Source organism: Litoribacter populi (assembly GCF_007483685.1).
In the GTDB taxonomy this organism is placed as follows: Bacteria; Bacteroidota; Bacteroidia; order Cytophagales; family Cyclobacteriaceae; genus Litoribacter; species Litoribacter populi.
In genome coordinates this window covers 107,331-124,068 of sequence record NZ_VMKN01000001.1, presented here as the reverse complement: position 1 = coordinate 124,068, position 16,738 = coordinate 107,331, and the positions used below count along the sequence as shown (strand labels likewise).

Below are 16,738 nucleotides of genomic sequence, written 5' to 3'. Positions count from 1 at the left end.
TTACCATAATATAATTTCCTTCATGCCATTTTTTGAGTATATTTATTCAAGCCTTTTTAGCATTCAGGTAAGTGCCATTTTTCGAAGCGCACTTTTTGGTGTTTAGTTTTATTATCAATTTTTCCTGAGCGATATGAAAAAAATTCTTGTTCCCACCGATTTCTCTGAAGGTTCAAAAATAGCCACAGAATATGCCATGGCCATTGCTGAAATGTGTAGCACCTCTATAGTTTTTCTACATATTGTTGTTACGCCACTGGATTGGGTCAATTTACCTTTAGAGAAAGAGAATCTTTATCCCGAAACCAAAGCTGAAATAGGCAATTCCAAACGGGCGCTTAAAGAATTAGAAAATTATGCTCACAGCAAGGGAGTACCTGTGGAAACCAGTCTTCAATTTAACAAGAGCCGGGAAGCTATTGAAGAGCATATCAATAAGGGTGAATTTGACTTGGTTGTCATGGGTTCACACGGAGCGAGGGGAATACGCGAGTACATGATCGGTTCCAATGCTCAAAAAGTCATTCGCAATAGCGCAATACCAGTGCTCGTGGTAAAAAACCAGCCGGATGAATATACTTTCAGAAATATCGTCTTTGCTTCTACTTACCAGGATGGACATGTTCCTACTTTCCAAAAAATCATTGAACTAGGCGAAAACCTCACTGCTCCGATACATTTGCTGTATATCAATACACCTTATTATTTTAAGGAATCTGAAGATATGGAATATATGCTAAACAGCTTTGCGGAAGGATTTCCAAATTACAATTTCCAAAAACACATTTACAATGCCTTTAACGAGGAACGGGGCATCAGTAATTTTATGACTAAATGGGTATGGATGTGTTGGCTATTGCAACTGAAGGAAAATCGAATATTAAGCAGTTATTTTCCCCAAGTCTTACGGAAAGCCTCATCAACCATCTGGATAACCCAATATTGACCCTTAATCTTAGCAAGATAAAGTAAAAACCATATACAAATGAAAGGGGGATGCTGATCAGTATCCCCTTACTTTTTCTCGGAGGTTTTCCCAAACATTGCCTCGTTGGTTGCGTTTTTTCAATCGCTGTCGTTGGCGTTGCTTCTTTTTCTGCTCCTTACTTTTGACAATCACATGTCGTGCTGATATGCCCACTTGACCGCTGTACCAGGGGGTGCGGGACCCAACGATGTTTACGTTTGGCTTGTAATCCAGACTTATATTTGTTTTGAGCAGGGTCATTTCTATACCCACAATAAATTCGGCATTCAAGGTATTGTTGCCATAAGTGGTTATAATTTCTCGGGTTTCCGGAATGCGATGGGTGCTTTCCTCCCAACCAAAACTTACTCCGGTGCCATAGTAATAGTTAAACCTACGAGAGATAATCCTGGAATGCTTCTGTATCAGGGCATGGAAGGTGGTGTTATTGTTGAAATCCGTTTGGGCAATCCCTTCTAGGGTAATGTTGTCAAAAACCCTTTGTTGTAAACTTAGGCCAATTGTGCGATGAGATTTGTTGCTGCCAAGTCTTAGTCCTGCCGAGGTACCGTAGCTTTGCGACCAGGCTGAAGTGCCTTGGAAAAAAATAATGCCCAACATGACCCAAAACCATTTCATAAGAAACCTGCTTAGCTAAATTTTTAACCACTGTAGCCCAGTGATTTTACTTTTCACGCAATTATAGTTCCCAACGTTCAATATTCATAATTAATATCAAAAGTCGCTAAGTAGTTTTTGGCTTCCAGCAAAATTTGGTTTTCCTGATCGATCCACTCCTCGGTGCTTTTATGGGTCAGAGGCTTCCAATTTTGGTCTGCCCATACTTTCATTTTGTTGTCCTCAATTATAAAATGTCCTCTTGGATTATCTACGGCTAGTAATTGCTGATTTTGGAAATAGTACACAAATTTGCCCTCAGGCCTGTCCACTTCCATGACTACCGGCCAATTCTCACCGTCAGACCTCAAGACCAAAACTTCTTTTTGGCCCAAGGAATCCTGCTTTTCCTGTTCTTTTGCATCGAGAGCCGAATGTGCCGCCGATAGCATTTGTTCCAATTTTGGTTTAATTTCAGAAACCTTACGTTCCTCGCCTCCATTCGTTACCGTATCCATAGGCTCATTGGAGGGTATTGGGGCCTCACTGCTGGTTTGCGGGGCCTGACAGCCCACCATGACCGCCAAAATCAGCCCACTGATAAAATTCTTGTTCATACGTCAATTGGTAATCTCGTTCAATTTACATTTTATTATCCTTTAAAATCAATCCAAAATGCCATATTTAATAAAAAATATTTTTGGATTCTTTTTTGATATGTAAATAAGCCTAACCTTAAATTTTTCAAAAACCTCTTTAGGATGAAATTGGACAAGAAAGTAGTGATAGTGACGGGTGCTTCTAGTGGTATTGGTGAGGCAATTTGTTTTAAATTGGCCGAAGAAGGCGCCACCGTCGTAATGGGTGCGCGAAGGGAAGATATTTTGGAGCAGAATTGTGAAAAAATAAACCAAAGAGGAGGAAACTCCTGCTTCGTTCCCACTGATGTGACTTTTAGAGGCGATTTGGACCGTATAGTTAAGTTCACCCTTGATAAATTTGGAAGGATCGATGTGATGATTAATAATGCAGGAGTAATGCCTTTGTCTTATTTTGAAAGCTTGGATCATGATGGCTGGGACAACATGGTGGACACCAATTTAAAGGGGGTAATTTATGGATGTGGGGCCGTGTTGCCAGCATTCCTAGATCAGGGAGATGGTCATATAATTAACATTTCCTCAGACGCTGCCTTAAAAACCTTTCCTGGAGGGGCAGTCTATACAGCAACAAAAGCTGCGGTAAATGTATTCACAGAAGGCTTGAGAGCTGAATTGTCGGCAAGTAAAGGGATTCGGGTTACCTGTGTGATGCCGGGGGCGACCATTTCCGAAATTTCCTCCACTATCGAGGATCCAAAAGTGATAGAAAACCGTGAAAAAAGTGGTATGGACAAAATGAGGATGCTGCTTCCCGAGGATGTGGCAGGCACGGTACTCTATGCCATATGTGCTAGTAAGCGTGCCAACGTGAATGAGATTATTGTAAGGCCAACAGATCAGGCCTGAAGAGGGAAGACAGGAGACCTTGGAACGGAAAAGGAAGGCTCCTTATATAAAAATTGTGATTCCTTCATCCGATAGCTCCGATTGGTAGACTTTCAGGTCAGGACAATTGTCACCTGAGCGGAGGTCTCCGGTGTGAAGGTCAAAGCGATAATGATGGAGGGGGCAGATTATTTCATCGAAGCTGTTGATTTTGCCATCCACCAATGAGGCGGACTGATGGGGACAGAGGTGCTGGAAGGCAAAAATCTTTTCTCCAATCCTTGTCAAACAGATCAAATCATCTCCTAGCTGAACTTTACGGATCGCTTTTTCGGGAAGCAGGCTTAGGGCAGACGACCTGTCAGAGCCTAACGTAAATTTTTTAGACATATCGCAATCCATCTATTTGCCATAAAATAATACCATAAATAACAAATCTAACAACGCGCCATAGACTATATCTTAGGTATTTTTTGCGATTGTAGGCTGAGGCTCCCCCCATGAGACAGATAATCCCGAAAGGTAGGGGACTCAAGGCGGCTACAATTATTAAAAAGCCGCCATATTCACGGAATAATTTATCGTATTTGGAGAAAAATTTCAGCTTAATAGCTCTGAATTTTTGGTTGTTGCGAAGATTTCTCCCAACTGTATATAAAAGGAATCCAGCTCCATAGGAAATTAAGGAAAGAAATAGAACCTTGAACATGAAATGAAGGAAGGTGCCATCCTGCATCGCCCAAATGATGAAGATTTCCGGGGGCAATAGGCCTGACAAACCCTCAGAAGCTATAAAGATTGAAATGATTAAGGTGACCCTTCCGAAAATTGGCTGAATCCAGGCAAAGCGTTCAGGATCGAGAGTTTTACCCGCGATGATAAAGGTGCCTATCAACAAGGCAAACATGGCTAGTCCTTTAACAATGTTTTTAATTAAATAAGCTCTCTTCTCTTTTTGAGAATGAACCCGTTTCTGTTGTTCCATTAACATTTTAAAAATAAATCCTGTTTTTGATCCTAGGGGAAACAATGTAAATTAGCATAAGGTTGCCTATTAGGCATTTAATCTATTTTGCCTAAGTGCAAGTTCCGCACCATAAGCAGGTAGGCAATCAAGAATTATTTGACGCTGCAAAGAAACAATTATTTTTAACCAAATAACCCTTTATAACATGACAAGATTACTATTTATAGCATTATTTATGTTTACCGGACTCGCTTATGGGCAAGATCTGGAAGGCGCATGGAAGCTTACTCATGTCAACGGTCAGGATATGCCCCAACATGAGTTTGTGAAGATTTACCAAGATGGGTATTTTGCCTTTGGGGCAAAGGAAAAAGAAGGGGATAAATTCCACAGTGCCGGTGGTGGCGAATTTCAACTGGATGGCAGCACTTATTCTGAAACATTTGATTTCCACACCGACAATGAGGATCTAATTGGATCTTCTAATTCCCATCAAGTGGACTGGGTAGAAGGTAAGTTGGTCATTACAGGGCAAGATGATGGCAGGGAGAGAATTGAAATCTGGGAAAAAATCAGTGATAATACTGATGATCTTAGTGGCAACTGGGTGTTTACCGGCCGTCAAAGTGACGGAGAAATGAGCCGCTCCACTCCTGGAGCCCGAAGAACGGTTAAAATTCTCGGTGGAGGACGATTCCAGTGGATTGCCTTTAATTCTGAGACGAAGCAATTTATGGGTACTGGGGGTGGCACCTACTCAGCCGAAAATGGAAAATACACAGAGAATATTGAATTTTTCTCCAGAGATGACAGCAGGGTGGGAGCCAGCTTAGAATTTGATTATGAGGTAAAAGACAGTGAGTGGCACCACAGTGGGATGAGTTCCAAAGGTGATCCGATTTATGAAATATGGTCCCCTTACAAGGATGCATATAAAAAATAAGTAATGTCGGGCTTCAGTTTTTGAAGCCCGACTGCTTAAATTTGCCCTTATGATAGCTGAAAACAACAAAGTAGTAAGTGTGGCTTATGAGCTACATGTGGATGATGGCGAAAACGGCAAGGAATTCCGGGAAAAAGTAACCAAAGACGAACCTTTTCCATTCCTTTTTGGCGCCAATAATATTCTGCCCAAGCTTGAGGAAGCGATTGCAGGTAAATCAGTGGGAGATCCTTTCGAGGTTTTTATAGATTTTGAAAACGGCTATGGTGATTACGATGAAGCCAGAAAAGTGATCATTCCGAAATCAAACTTTAAAGAACAAAGTAAGAAAAACAAAGATATCCTGAAGATTGGAAACGTGATCCCAATGAAGGACGATAAAGGAAATCGTCTGCGAGGAGAGATTCTAAAGGTAGATTATAAAGGGGTACATATGGATTTCAACTCTCCGCTAGCCGGATATGATCTTTATTTTAAAGGCGAGGTTGTATCTATTCGGGAGGCCGAACCGGAGGAACTTGAACATGGCCACGTACATGGGCCAGGAGGTCACCAACATTAAAACAAATAAAGACGGTAAGAAGCCGTCTTTTTTGCTTAAGGGACAAAACCTTTTTGTCCAGAATGAATTGAGTTATATATGAAATTTATTATGCGTTATTTTTTCCTTTTACTCCTGGCAATACCAATCACCTTGCAAGCCCAGGAGGTTCAGTTAATAATTTTAGATAAAGAAACTCAGGAAACTATACCTGGGGCCACAATCCAGGCAGAGGGTATGGAAACCCAGGTCTCCGATGAAAATGGAATAATTAGCTTTAGCCTTTCTCAAAACTACTTTGTTATGGTCAGTCATATTGCTTATGAAAACCAAAGTTTTCAACTGAGGCCAGGAATGAGCAGAGAAGTAAGACTGGATAAAAAGACCACTTCCCTTGGTGAAGTGGTGGTTTCGGCTTTTGAAGCGGATAGACCCTTATTGGAACAGGCCGCCGCCATTAGCAGAGTTACTGAAGCGGAACTTTATAGGTTCAATGAAACGTCAATTGTCCAGGCATTTAATACCAAACCGGGAATAAGAGTTGAGGAGAGGGCACCGGCCAGTTATAGGATTTCCATTCGGGGCAGCGCTCTACGCTCTCCTTTTGGGGTGAGAAATGTTAAGGTATATTGGAATGACATGCCATTCACGTTTCCGGACGGTACGACACCTTTAAATTTGTTGGACCTTTCAAATATCCAGAATTCAGAAATTATTAAGGGCCCTGCTGGTAGCATTTATGGCGCAGGTAATGGAGGGGTAATAAACCTTCAGAGTCTTCAGCAGTCGAACCAGAATAAAATCAGTTCTGAATTGGCCATTGGAGATTTTGGGATGCGACGGTATCGCTTTGCTGTGGATCAGCGATTGGAGAACGGAGGGATAAGTGCCTCATACGTACATCAGCAATCTGATGGATACAGAGAGCATAGTGCTGTAGATAGAAAGGTTTTCCAATTGGGTGGTCATTTTTCTCCCTCTGCTAAACAAAGCATTTCGACCAATATCCTCTACAGCGATCTAAATTATCAGATCCCCGGAGCATTGACCGAAGAGCAGGTGCTTGAAAATCCCCGAATGGCAAGGCCGGGGTCAATTGAGCAAAACTCCTCCATAGCTCAGAAATCACTTTACGCAGGGCTAACCCACACTTACCAAATTATGGAAAATTTGGAAAATGTAACCTCGGCATATGCCCAGACAAGTGAGTTTGAAAACCCTTTTATTTTGGATTATAAAAGGGAACTTCAGCACAGCTATGGTGGGAGGACCAAATTTACTTATAATGACAGGATAGGAAACGTAGGACTGAGGTTAATTGTCGGTGGGGAGTATCAATACGGTAAGACGGCTGCGCAGAATTTCGGAAATCGTGATGGGGTGGCCGATACGGTGAGGTTTGCCGATGATTTGATCACCACTCAAGGGTTCTTTTTTCAGCAGGCCGAATTGGAGTTGCCTTCCGATATCATTTTGACTTTAGCGTTGAGCGAAAACTTTTCACGGTATGACATCAACAGAAGTATAGATGCTCAGCTCGGGACCCCATCTGCGGCAGGAAGAAGATTTGATCCTGTGGTTATCCCAAGGGTGGCGCTCTCCAAAAAACTCAATGACTTCTCGGCAGTACATGCCAGCGTCAGTTCAGGTTTTTCTCCGCCCACTATCGCCGAAGTGAGGACTAATGAGGGATCTATTAATTTGGACTTGGATGCCGAAAGGGGTATTAATTATGAAGCCGGGTACCGTGCCGGATGGTGGCAGGGAAGGGTAAATTTCGATGCGAGTGTTTTCTATTTCAGGCTGAATGAAACCATTACAACCTTCACGAATGAGCAAGGAGTGGTTTTATTTAGGAATGCTGGAGCTACCGATCAACGGGGCGTGGAGGCACAACTTGATTATTCCCTAATTCAAAACCCTACTGGGGCAATTACAAACCTAAAAATAACTCATGCCTTTACCGGCCATTATTTCGAATTCCGGAATTATGAAAGTGGTGGCAATGATTTTTCAGGCAACCAACTCACAGGCGTTGCACCTAACAGCTTGGTGAATCAGCTGGATCTAAGCACAGCTTGGGGATTCTATGTAAATTTCACCCATCAGTATGTGGATAAAATTCCTTTAAATGACGCCAATACGGTTTTTCAAGAAGAGTATAACTTACTTAGTGCCAGGATAGGGTGGAGGAAAACCTTAGCCAACCGTTGGGATCTGGAGGTTTATGGCGGTGCCGAAAACCTGCTCGATGAGTCGTATAGCCTGGGAAATGACCTTAATGCCTTTGCTGCAAGATATTATCAACCAGCCCCTGGAAGGAATTATTTTGGTGGGGTGAAGGTTGGTTTTAGATATTAAAAAGACGGAAGACGGGAGACCGAAGACCGTAGTAGCATAAATCTAGACGTTGATCATGCTTCTAAAAGTTAGCGATTCCGGTTGGCGTAATAATTAAGCAAAATATTAAACGAGAAAAATAACATTTTATGGAAAGACCTGATTTTAATATTGAAGAGGTAAATAAAATTATTCGTAACAGAAGAAGCATGTTTGTGGCTCAGTTTAAGGAAAATGATCCTGTTGATGAAAGCATCATCCAGGAAATGCTTGAAAACGCCAACTATGCACCAACCCACAAATTGACGGAACCGTGGAGGTTTACAGTTTTTACGGGAGAGGGTTTACAGAAATTTGCTGATTTTCAATCTCAGCTTTATATGGAAAGGGCGGAAAAAAATGGGACATTTTCGGATGTTGCATATAAGAAGCTTCAGGAAAATCCACTGAAAGCCTCCCACATCATTGCTATCGGGATGAAACGCGATCTAAAGGCCAACCTTCCAGAGATGGAAGAAATCGCTGCTGTGGCCATGGCGGTGCAGAACATGTATCTGACAGCATCGGCTCATGGATTGGCGGCTTATTGGGGGACAGGTGGGGTGACCTTCTATCCGGAAGCTAAGGAACATTTAGGCCTGAAGGATGAAGACAGGCTCATGGGTTTTTTCTATGTAGCCAAGCCCGCTTCCGACCATTGGCCGGCAGCCAAAAGAAAGCCAATTGAGGATAAAGTTTTCTGGGTGAAATAAAAGCTGGGTTTACCAGTTTTTTTTCTGATGCATGAGGATGTAAATGATCGGAAGGATGCCGAGGGAATTAACAAGTAAAATCGCTACAAACCATTCTTTTTGGTCGCGGCGAGCAGATTGCCAAAGTGCCAAAGCTTTCCAGAAAAACTCCCATACCACTGCCAATAGAATTAGCAGGATTATCCAGTAATTGTCAAAAATAGATTCGTCCATCTTCAATTATTTAGCTTTCCCTAATATACCAAAAAATGGGCATTAGATTTTATTTACCTTAATTTTGCCTTAAAGCTTAAAATATGGATTTGAATAGGATTATAAAATTCAGGATTGGAGATCAGGACTGGGAAATGCCTTTGGGGGTACTTTTGCTTTTAGGTGGGATTGCCTTGGTGATGATGATTGGAGGGGTGTATTTGGGCTTTGCGTTTGGGGAGAATCAGTTTAGGTAGGAAAAGGCGGAAGACCGGAGACGGGAGATAAAAAAAGCGGCTCGAGGGCCGCTTTTAGATTTTTAGAATGGAAGTACGTCGTCTCCGCTATCTTCGTTGAAAGTAGTTACTTCCGGCATCTTGTTAGGAGATGCTGCACCTGCACTTTGTCCACCTTGCTTGTCCACTTTCCAAGCTTTTACATCGGTGTACCATTTGCCGTTGTATTCTCTGCTTTCTACTTCGATTCCGGCTGTCACATCCATGTTTTCTTGCATGCCGAACTGGTCGATTTTGTCACCCCACACGGTGATGCAAACCTTCTTAGGATATTGTCCGGTAGTTTCTAGGATGTAATCCTGCTTTCTCCAAGCACCATTTCTGCCGGTTCCACCTTGCTCAGGAAGTACCTGAATAATTTTTCCGCTGATTTCCATATATATCTGTTTTAAATAATTTCCGAACCACGAAGGTAATCATTTTTGAGCGATTAACCTTTTGGTCAGGTAATTCTCTTATATCGGAGATAATTCCATCAAGTTGATTAAATTAAATCATTTACTGTTGATTAATGGTATTGAACTGTATTGTAATTAGATTATTTGACTAAGTCATTTATGGCTAAAAATTTTCTATTGATATCCTGATTTTAAATTACACGGAATAGAATAAAATTAAAATTGTTGTTTATAATACAAAATATGATTTTTATACACTCAAGAATAAAAGATAGTGTTGTAGCCTAAAAATCATCATAAAACAATCAGAATTGATTTTAAAATGTATAGAATAATAGTTTAAATGTGTTAAATGGTTTCTTGAAGTTTTTAAGAGCTACTTTTTACTTGGTGGGAAAAGCATTTCTTTCTTTTCGAACGTTAGGACTGGTTAAGGTACAAAATTGGATAAGTTTTGCGATTGAAGAAACTTATCAGGGTAGGCAGGTGGTTATTTAAAGATTCAACCAATTTTTATGACATCAGGAAAAAGAAAAAAATTTACAGAAGGGAGAATCCTGAGTTCATTGGTCAGTCTAGCTGGCCCCATCATTTTGGCTAATATTCTACAGACTGCATATCAGCTAATTGATACCTTTTGGCTGGGAAGACTGGGTGCAGATGCGGTGGCAGCGGTGAGTTTGAGCTTTCCCATTTTATTCCTAATTCTTGCTATCGGGGGTGGGCTTACCCTGGCCGGTACGGTGATGGTGGCACAGCATCACGGAGCAGAAGATCAGGAGCAGGTCAATTATAGTTCGAGCCAAACGGTTATCGTAATCTTTTGGGTTTCGCTGGCCTTGTCAGTTGTAGGTTATTTTGCTGCCAGGCCAATGATGACATTGGTAGGGGCAGATCCGGAAATCCTAGAGGACTCGGTTGCTTATTTTAAAGTGTCCTCTATAGGATTCGTATTCCTCTTCATGTTCTTCGTATTTCAATCACTGATGCGTGGAATTGGGAATGTGATGTTGCCAGTTTATGTGATATTAGTGACGGTGTTCTTGAATTTAGTGCTCGATCCTCTCTTTATCTTTGGCTGGGGGCCTATCCCTGGCTATGGTGTGGCTGGGGCCGCTGTTGCAAGTATCATTACCCAGGGGCTTTCAGCGGCCACTGGATTATATCTTCTATTCAGAGGTAAAATCGGGATCAAGATTAAATTTTCAATGATGCGTTTCGATTATCCTTGGGTGAAAAAAATGGTTTACCTGGGCATTCCTTCAAGTGTGGAGCAGTCCACTAGGGCATTGGCTATGGTGATGATGATAGTGCTGGTAACCAGTTTTGGGAGTGAGGTAGTAGCTGCTTATGGTATTGGAGCAAGAATTTTGAGTTTTGTGATCATTCCTGCTTTAGGGTTTGCGATAGCGACCACTTCTTTGGTAGGTCAAAATATTGGTGCCCGAAAGATCAAGCGGGCTGAAAAAGTTGGAAATCTCAGTGCAAACATTGCCTTTTTTGGTCTAACTTTCTTTGGGATTCTCTTATTCATTTTTGCGGAGCAACTGACTGCTTTCTTTGTGCCCAATGAGCCCACTGTAATCCGTGACGGCGCCTTGTTTATCAAAATCATGGCACCCAGCTTTGGCCTTTTGGGTGTGCAGCAGATCTTGAACGGGGTCTTCAATGGTGCAGGTTTTACTAAGGCTTCCATGTTGATTTCCATCATGAGCCTCTGGATTATCCGTTTTCCTTTGGCGTATGTCTTGGCTTACAAAACTCCACTGGGATATGAAGGTATCTGGTGGGCATTTCCAGCATCAAATCTTGTTGCTGCGATCGTGGCTTTTGTTTATTTTAAGATGGGATATTGGAAACTTAGAATTTTCCGGTACAGGCATTCCAATTTGGTTTAAGCGTTTAATATTTTCCTCTTAAGGTGAATTTTGGGTACCTTTAAAGCCTATGACGTTTAGTATCAAAGATTTTTTTCACAAGGAATTTGTCTCAAAGGGGCTGGATATTGAAAACCATCAATTTATCCAAGCCATGGAGATTGCCCTTTTTTCCGACAGGTCACTTTTTTTGACAGGAAAGGCGGGTACGGGAAAGACAACTTTTCTGCATACCCTCAAGCATCTGGGGATCGACAAACGGATGGCCGTGGTGGCACCCACTGGTGTAGCCGCCATCAATGCCAAAGGAAAGACCATCCACTCCTTTTTCCGGATTGATCCTCGGCAACTGTTTTTGCCTGACGATCCAAGGTTGAGTGCCAAGACCCTAGACAAAAAAGTCTCCATCTTTAGTACATTTCAGTACACCAGGGAGAAGGTCAATATTTTTAAAAAACTTGATCTGCTTGTCATCGATGAGGTTTCTATGGTCAGGGTGGAAATGCTTGATGTGATAGATAAGATCTTGCGAGTGTATAGGCGAAAGCAGCATCTGCCTTTTGGAGGTGTGCAATTGATATTGATAGGCGATCCTTTTCAACTACCCCCTGTGGTTAGAAATGAAGAAAGGGCGCATCTTGAGCCTTATTATAATACACGGTTCTTTTTCGGTTCACGGGCTTTTCAGGAGTTGGCGCCCATCCATATTGAGTTGCAGAAAATTTACCGGCAGAAAGATGAGGACTTCAAAAACCTGCTCAATAGGGTGAGAGAAAATCAGCATACCTATCAGGATATCCAGCTCCTCAATCAAACCACCGCAAAGTATGATTTTAAGCTTCTGGATGAAGGGTATATCCTTCTTGGGACCCACAATCACACTATCAACGGCATAAACGAAATGAAGCTCAAGGAGCTTAAGGGCAAGGAATGGAAATACACTGCCAATACCAGCGGAAATTTCCCCGCCAATCTTAAGCCCTTTGATCCTGTGGACCTGGTGTTAAAGGAAGGTGCGCAGGTGATTTTTATGAAAAACAATCCTGAGCTGGGCTTTTACAACGGCATGATTGGGAAAGTGCTAGAATTGAAACAAGATGTCATTAAGGTTCAAAATGACCGTGGGCGGATATTTGAAGTCAAGTGGGAGGCTTGGGAAAATATCGAATATAAATACAATGAGGAGAAGGATCACTTGGACTCAGAAACCATCGGTACGCTATCGCAATTCCCGCTGAAGTTGGCTTGGGCGATTACGGTGCATAAAAGTCAGGGGTTGACATTCGATAAGGCGATTCTGGATATAGGAAGAAGCTTTGAAGCGGGGCAGGTTTATGTGGCACTGAGCCGTTGTACCAATTTGGAAGGATTGGTATTGAAAGGGAAGATTTGGGAAAACAGTGTGAAAGTCAGTCCGGATAGCATCAGCTTCAGCCAGCAAAAGTCAGATTCCGTTTACATCGAGCAAGAGCTGGAATATGCCAGGGCATTTGTGGCCTGCAGATATGCTTTTTCGGCTTTTAAAGTAGGAAATTATAAGGCAGCCCAAGAGCTCTTTGACGAAATCCAATCCGTAGTCGACATTACGCAAACGGTGAAATGGCAACAATTCCTCCAAGTCAAAGATTGGCTTGAAAATAGGACTTATGTGAAAGATGAGTGAAAAATCGAAGAGGAACATTTAGTGAGAGTGAGAGGTAAGAGGTAAAAGGTGGACACGTTTTTACTTCTTACCTCTCACTTTTTACTTAATACTAACCTCTGCGCCCTCCGAGCCTCCGCGGTTATTTTGTCTAGTTATACTTCCCACTTCTCCAACCTATACGCGCTATCCCAAAACATCCACTCCAGCTTACTGGCCATTTCGAAGGCTTCTAGCATCTTCTCCTGAGCTTCGGGGCTTGCTTTCTCGGCTAGGGCATCTGTGATATCGATAGCCAACTTTACCGATTGGGCAAATTCCTCACCGGCATAGGTCTCTATCCATTTTTGATAGCGGTGGCCTTCATGGTGGTGGTTTTCGTAGATGTAGTCGCCAACCTTTTTATATATCCAGAAACATGGAAGGACGCCTGCCACACCGACTTCCACATTGGAATAAGCGGCTTGATTGAGAATATAATTGGTGTAGAGCAGGCAAGTCGGGGAGGGATTGACTAGGTCAGGGATACCAAATTCCTTGAAATAGCTTTCGTGCAAAGCCCTTTCGACCACTATTGCACCGCTGGCAAATTCTGAAAAAGCGAGAACATGGTTCAAATCATCCAGGCGTCCGCTCAATGTACTGAGGGTTTTTCCAAACTCACCCAAATAGTAAGCATCCTGGGCCATGTAAAATTTGAACTTTTCAATCTCTAATGTACCCTTCATCAATTCCTGATTAAAGGGCATGGCTAAAATTTTCTCATAAAGGGGCGTGATACGCTCCCAAGCTCGTTGGCTAAATTTCATTCTTAATCTGTTTTTTTGGATTATAAAAATGGTTTAATGGTCCGCTTCCCGCTCCCGTAACTACATCCTTGCCTTGGTCAATGGCTTGCCAAATGTAATCCCGGGCGTTTTCCACGGCCTCTTCCAAGGTCTGCCCTTTGGCCAATTCAGCTGCTATGGCTGATGAAAGCGTGCAACCTGTGCCATGGACATTTTTGGTGTGAATTTTTGGTTTATCAAAGGTCAAATGGGCATTGCCATCCTTGACCAATACATCGTAAACAGTTTCCCCAGCCAAATGCCCACCTTTGAGCAAAACTGCCTTTGCACCAAGGGAAATTAATTTCAGCCCGGCGATTTCCATCTCCTCTTTATCCTTTATTTTCATTCCGGTCAGAATTTCCGCCTCATCTAGATTAGGTGTAATGATCTTGCATAAAGGGATGAGGTTTTTGGAAAGAGCCTCTACCGTTTCGTCTTGGATGAGTTTATCCCCACTGGTAGCTACCATCACTGGATCAAACACCACGGGAATCTTAGGATAAGCCTTCAAAATTTCCACGATGACATCCACCACCTCCGGACGGTCCAACATCCCGATTTTGATGGCTTTGGGTTTAATATCTTCAATGACGGCCAGGATTTGACCTTTGATGATCTCGGGGGGAATAGAGTGGATTGCGGAAACTCCGAGTGTATTTTGAACCGTAATGGCGGTAATGGCCGATGTCCCAAAACATCCCAAGGCGGCAAAAGTCTTAAGATCCGCCTGGATTCCAGCCCCCCCGCCACTGTCCGAGCCAGCAATCGTCAGCACGGGAATGTATCTGTTTCTCAAGTAATTTTTCATTTAACTCTTACTCTTTTCTATTTCTTTTTTAAACTCCTCAGCAGCCTTTCCTGGACTTTTTGCGCTGCAAATCCCTGAAACCACAGCCAAACAGTCCGCACCTGCCCGCATGACCATTTCGGCATTGCTGATTTTAATGTTTCCAATGGCCACTAAAGGTTTACTGGTCAATTGGTGAAGTCTGCTCAGGCCTTCCAGGCCCCATTCGGTATAGGTATCTTCTTTGGTAGGAGTGGTGAAAATGGGGCTGACCCCAAAATACCAGGCAAATTGGCTTCCCGCTTTTGTCAATTCGGATTCATTTTCAAGTGATAAACCCACAGGAAAATCACTTCCCAAAATTTTCTTTACCTGCTGCATTTCCTCATCTTTTTGACCAATGTGAAGCCCCGTGGCCTTGGCAGCTTTTGCTACTTCTACGTTATCGTTGACGATGAGCGGGACCTCATATTTGGAACAAATTTCATTCAATCTGAGAGCTTTTTCAATGAATTCAGGTGTTGAAAGTTCCTTTTCACGCAGCTGAATGATATCCACCCCGCCTTTAAGAGCTTCTTCCACCACCCAAAAGAAATCCCTTCCCAGACAGGCTCTTTCATCTGTGACTAAGTATAAGTGATAGGGAAAATCTTCAATGTCCATTTAAAGCATGCTGATTTTAGCAAGATTGGTGATGTCGGTATCGCCCATCTGATAAAGGCTGTCATAGATATAAAGCTGCATGGAACCAGGTCCCGCGGCCATCTCGGAAGCCATCTGCCCGGCAATTCCTAAAACGGCCATGGCGGAAACTGTGGCTTCGAAAGGATCTTCAACCACAGCGGCAAAAGCTCCAATCAAGGCAGTAGCTGTGCAGCCCATTCCGGTAATTATGCCCATCAAGGGATGGCCATTTTCTATCATCGAAACCTTATCATCTTTGATCACATAATCCTTTTCCCCTGAAATGCATACTACTGCACCGGTAGATTTGGAGAGGCTTTTTCCTGCATCAACTGCCTCATCGGAGCTATTGCTACTGTCCACCCCTTTGGAGGCAATATCGATTTTGGCCAAGGACATGATTTCAGAAGCATTGCCCCTGATGATGGTTGGGTTGTGGTGGAGGAGTTCGGCGAGAGTGTCGTTGCGATATTTGGAGGCTCCGGCACCGACCGGATCTAGGATCCAAGGTTTCCCGAGCGAATTAGCTTTTTTGGCTGCCAACATCATGCTGTCTACCCAATATTCATCCAGGGTGCCGATATTGATGACAGAGGCGCCGACTATATCGATAAGGTCCTCGACTTCAGGGTGGGCATGTGCCATGATAGGGGAGGCCCCCACGGCCAGAAGGGCATTGGCAGTATTGTTCATCACCACATAATTAGTGATGTTGTGAACCAGAGGATTTTTCTCCCTGACTAAATTAAAATGTTTGATGATAGACTCCATGGTAGTTTTGTGGGTTTGTTAGGAGTCCCTTTGAAAAGTTTGCTTTCAACTTTTTCCTTCGTCAGTATGAACTGCATCAGGTTCAAAGGGTATAATCTCAGCCATACGGCACCCCTAAAGTTAGATTATAGCAACTAAGTTAACGAATCTTGGCTCGGAAGCCAATTTATGGCCATGCTTTTAGCGCCGCTTCCGCTATGATACCATCCTGCTCGGAGGTCACCCCGCTGATCCCGATGGCGCCAATCACCCGGTCACCATCCTTGATTGGTAGGCCCCCTTCCACGGCCACTACATTGGGAAGGCTCATCAGGTGGCTATTTCCACTTTTGGCACCGTCCTCAAAAACTTTGGTTGGGCGTTTAAAATAGACGGAGGTCTTGGCTTTGGCAATGGCAACATCCACGCTACCAACCTGGGTCCCGTCCATGCGTCTCAAAGCCAACAAATGCCCCCCTTCATCAAGGATAGCAATAACGACATTCCAATTGTCCTGCCTTGCCCTTTCCTCTGCCGCATCGGAAATTTGTTGGGCAGCATCCAGATTGAGAGTTCGGGTTTGGGAAAAGCCAATACTGCTGAAGGAAAAGAAAAGTACAGCGATTAAAAATCTTTTTTTGATGTTCATGGCGAAGAAAATTAGTGG

The 16,738-nt window shown here is 43.0% G+C and carries 20 protein-coding genes and 1 riboswitch; of the genes, 9 read left to right on the top strand and 11 right to left on the bottom strand.

Annotation, left to right across the window (positions count from 1 at the left end; translation table 11 throughout):
• The first annotated feature begins 133 nt into the window (after window positions 1-133).
• Window positions 134-946 (top strand): universal stress protein, encoded by an 813-nt coding sequence (locus FPL27_RS00580; protein ID WP_143959234.1) that lies wholly within the window; start codon window positions 134-136, stop codon window positions 944-946.
• Window positions 947-1,003: 57 nt separating this feature from the next.
• Here FPL27_RS00580 and FPL27_RS00575 read toward each other — a convergent pair whose 3' ends face one another.
• Together FPL27_RS00575 and FPL27_RS00570 are read right to left on the bottom strand one after the other, a co-directional pair.
• Window positions 1,004-1,606: a hypothetical protein gene (locus FPL27_RS00575; RefSeq protein ID WP_143959233.1), complete on the bottom strand. Its 603-nt coding sequence runs from the start codon at window positions 1,604-1,606 to the stop codon at window positions 1,004-1,006.
• A gap of 77 nt (window positions 1,607-1,683) precedes the next feature.
• Window positions 1,684-2,202, bottom strand: a complete 519-nt coding sequence (locus FPL27_RS00570) for a hypothetical protein (protein WP_143959232.1) — start codon at window positions 2,200-2,202, stop codon at window positions 1,684-1,686.
• Window positions 2,203-2,346: 144 nt separating this feature from the next.
• Here FPL27_RS00570 and FPL27_RS00565 point away from each other — a divergent pair, with 144 nt between their 5' ends.
• The gene (locus FPL27_RS00565; protein ID WP_143959231.1) at window positions 2,347-3,093 is read left to right on the top strand and encodes an SDR family oxidoreductase; all 747 of its coding nucleotides are present in this window, start codon (window positions 2,347-2,349) and stop codon (window positions 3,091-3,093) included.
• A gap of 42 nt (window positions 3,094-3,135) precedes the next feature.
• On the opposite strand, the gene FPL27_RS00560 is transcribed toward FPL27_RS00565, so the two are convergent.
• Window positions 3,136-3,462, bottom strand: coding sequence for a Rieske (2Fe-2S) protein (locus FPL27_RS00560; RefSeq protein ID WP_143959230.1), 327 nt, complete (start codon window positions 3,460-3,462; stop codon window positions 3,136-3,138).
• Window positions 3,455-4,057, bottom strand: a complete 603-nt coding sequence (locus tag FPL27_RS00555) for a hypothetical protein (RefSeq protein WP_143959229.1) — start codon at window positions 4,055-4,057, stop codon at window positions 3,455-3,457. The genes FPL27_RS00560 and FPL27_RS00555 overlap by 8 nt, the downstream gene beginning before the upstream one ends.
• A 187-nt stretch (window positions 4,058-4,244) precedes the next feature.
• Here FPL27_RS00555 and FPL27_RS00550 point away from each other — a divergent pair, with 187 nt between their 5' ends.
• From FPL27_RS00550 to FPL27_RS00535, 4 genes are all read left to right on the top strand, one after another.
• Window positions 4,245-4,982: a hypothetical protein gene (locus tag FPL27_RS00550; RefSeq protein WP_143959228.1), complete on the top strand. Its 738-nt coding sequence runs from the start codon at window positions 4,245-4,247 to the stop codon at window positions 4,980-4,982.
• A 49-nt stretch (window positions 4,983-5,031) separates the two neighbouring features.
• Window positions 5,032-5,544: an FKBP-type peptidyl-prolyl cis-trans isomerase gene (locus FPL27_RS00545; RefSeq protein ID WP_143959227.1), complete on the top strand. Its 513-nt coding sequence runs from the start codon at window positions 5,032-5,034 to the stop codon at window positions 5,542-5,544.
• Window positions 5,545-5,622: 78 nt separating this feature from the next.
• Window positions 5,623-7,884, top strand: a complete 2,262-nt coding sequence (locus FPL27_RS00540) for a TonB-dependent receptor domain-containing protein (protein ID WP_143959226.1) — start codon at window positions 5,623-5,625, stop codon at window positions 7,882-7,884.
• Window positions 7,885-8,012: 128 nt separating this feature from the next.
• Window positions 8,013-8,615, top strand: coding sequence for a nitroreductase family protein (locus FPL27_RS00535; RefSeq protein WP_143959225.1), 603 nt, complete (start codon window positions 8,013-8,015; stop codon window positions 8,613-8,615).
• A gap of 9 nt (window positions 8,616-8,624) precedes the next feature.
• On the opposite strand, the gene FPL27_RS00530 is transcribed toward FPL27_RS00535, so the two are convergent.
• The gene (locus tag FPL27_RS00530; RefSeq protein WP_143959224.1) at window positions 8,625-8,828 is read right to left on the bottom strand and encodes a DUF5652 family protein; all 204 of its coding nucleotides are present in this window, start codon (window positions 8,826-8,828) and stop codon (window positions 8,625-8,627) included.
• A gap of 89 nt (window positions 8,829-8,917) precedes the next feature.
• Here FPL27_RS00530 and FPL27_RS19715 point away from each other — a divergent pair, with 89 nt between their 5' ends.
• On the top strand, window positions 8,918-9,064 hold the full coding sequence (locus FPL27_RS19715; RefSeq protein ID WP_185974400.1) for a hypothetical protein: 147 nt from the start codon (window positions 8,918-8,920) through the stop codon (window positions 9,062-9,064).
• Window positions 9,065-9,126: 62 nt separating this feature from the next.
• Here FPL27_RS19715 and FPL27_RS00525 read toward each other — a convergent pair whose 3' ends face one another.
• Window positions 9,127-9,480, bottom strand: a complete 354-nt coding sequence (locus FPL27_RS00525) for a DUF3127 domain-containing protein (RefSeq protein ID WP_143959223.1) — start codon at window positions 9,478-9,480, stop codon at window positions 9,127-9,129.
• Between the two features lie 536 nt (window positions 9,481-10,016).
• On the opposite strand from FPL27_RS00525, the gene FPL27_RS00520 reads away from it, so the two are divergent.
• Window positions 10,017-11,399, top strand: coding sequence for an MATE family efflux transporter (locus FPL27_RS00520; protein WP_143959222.1), 1,383 nt, complete (start codon window positions 10,017-10,019; stop codon window positions 11,397-11,399).
• 49 nt (window positions 11,400-11,448) lie between these two features.
• A complete protein-coding gene (locus FPL27_RS00515) occupies window positions 11,449-13,041 on the top strand; it encodes an ATP-dependent DNA helicase (protein WP_143959221.1) in 1,593 nt (530 codons plus the stop codon).
• Between the two features lie 134 nt (window positions 13,042-13,175).
• On the opposite strand, the gene tenA is transcribed toward FPL27_RS00515, so the two are convergent.
• From tenA to FPL27_RS00490, 5 genes are all read right to left on the bottom strand, one after another.
• Window positions 13,176-13,829 (bottom strand): thiaminase II, encoded by a 654-nt coding sequence (gene tenA / locus FPL27_RS00510; RefSeq protein ID WP_143959220.1) that lies wholly within the window; start codon window positions 13,827-13,829, stop codon window positions 13,176-13,178.
• Window positions 13,819-14,658: a bifunctional hydroxymethylpyrimidine kinase/phosphomethylpyrimidine kinase gene (gene thiD, locus FPL27_RS00505; protein WP_143959219.1), complete on the bottom strand. Its 840-nt coding sequence runs from the start codon at window positions 14,656-14,658 to the stop codon at window positions 13,819-13,821. The genes tenA and thiD overlap by 11 nt, the downstream gene beginning before the upstream one ends.
• Window positions 14,659-15,300, bottom strand: coding sequence for a thiamine phosphate synthase (thiE, locus tag FPL27_RS00500; RefSeq protein WP_143959218.1), 642 nt, complete (start codon window positions 15,298-15,300; stop codon window positions 14,659-14,661).
• Entirely contained in the window at window positions 15,301-16,092 is a 792-nt protein-coding gene (gene thiM, locus FPL27_RS00495) for a hydroxyethylthiazole kinase (protein WP_143959217.1), read from the bottom strand.
• A 36-nt stretch (window positions 16,093-16,128) separates the two neighbouring features.
• Window positions 16,129-16,218, bottom strand: a riboswitch (TPP riboswitch).
• 40 nt (window positions 16,219-16,258) lie between these two features.
• Complete coding sequence (locus tag FPL27_RS00490; RefSeq protein ID WP_143959216.1) at window positions 16,259-16,720, bottom strand: GlcG/HbpS family heme-binding protein; 462 nt, start codon at window positions 16,718-16,720, stop codon at window positions 16,259-16,261.
• Window positions 16,721-16,738 lie beyond the last annotated feature (18 nt).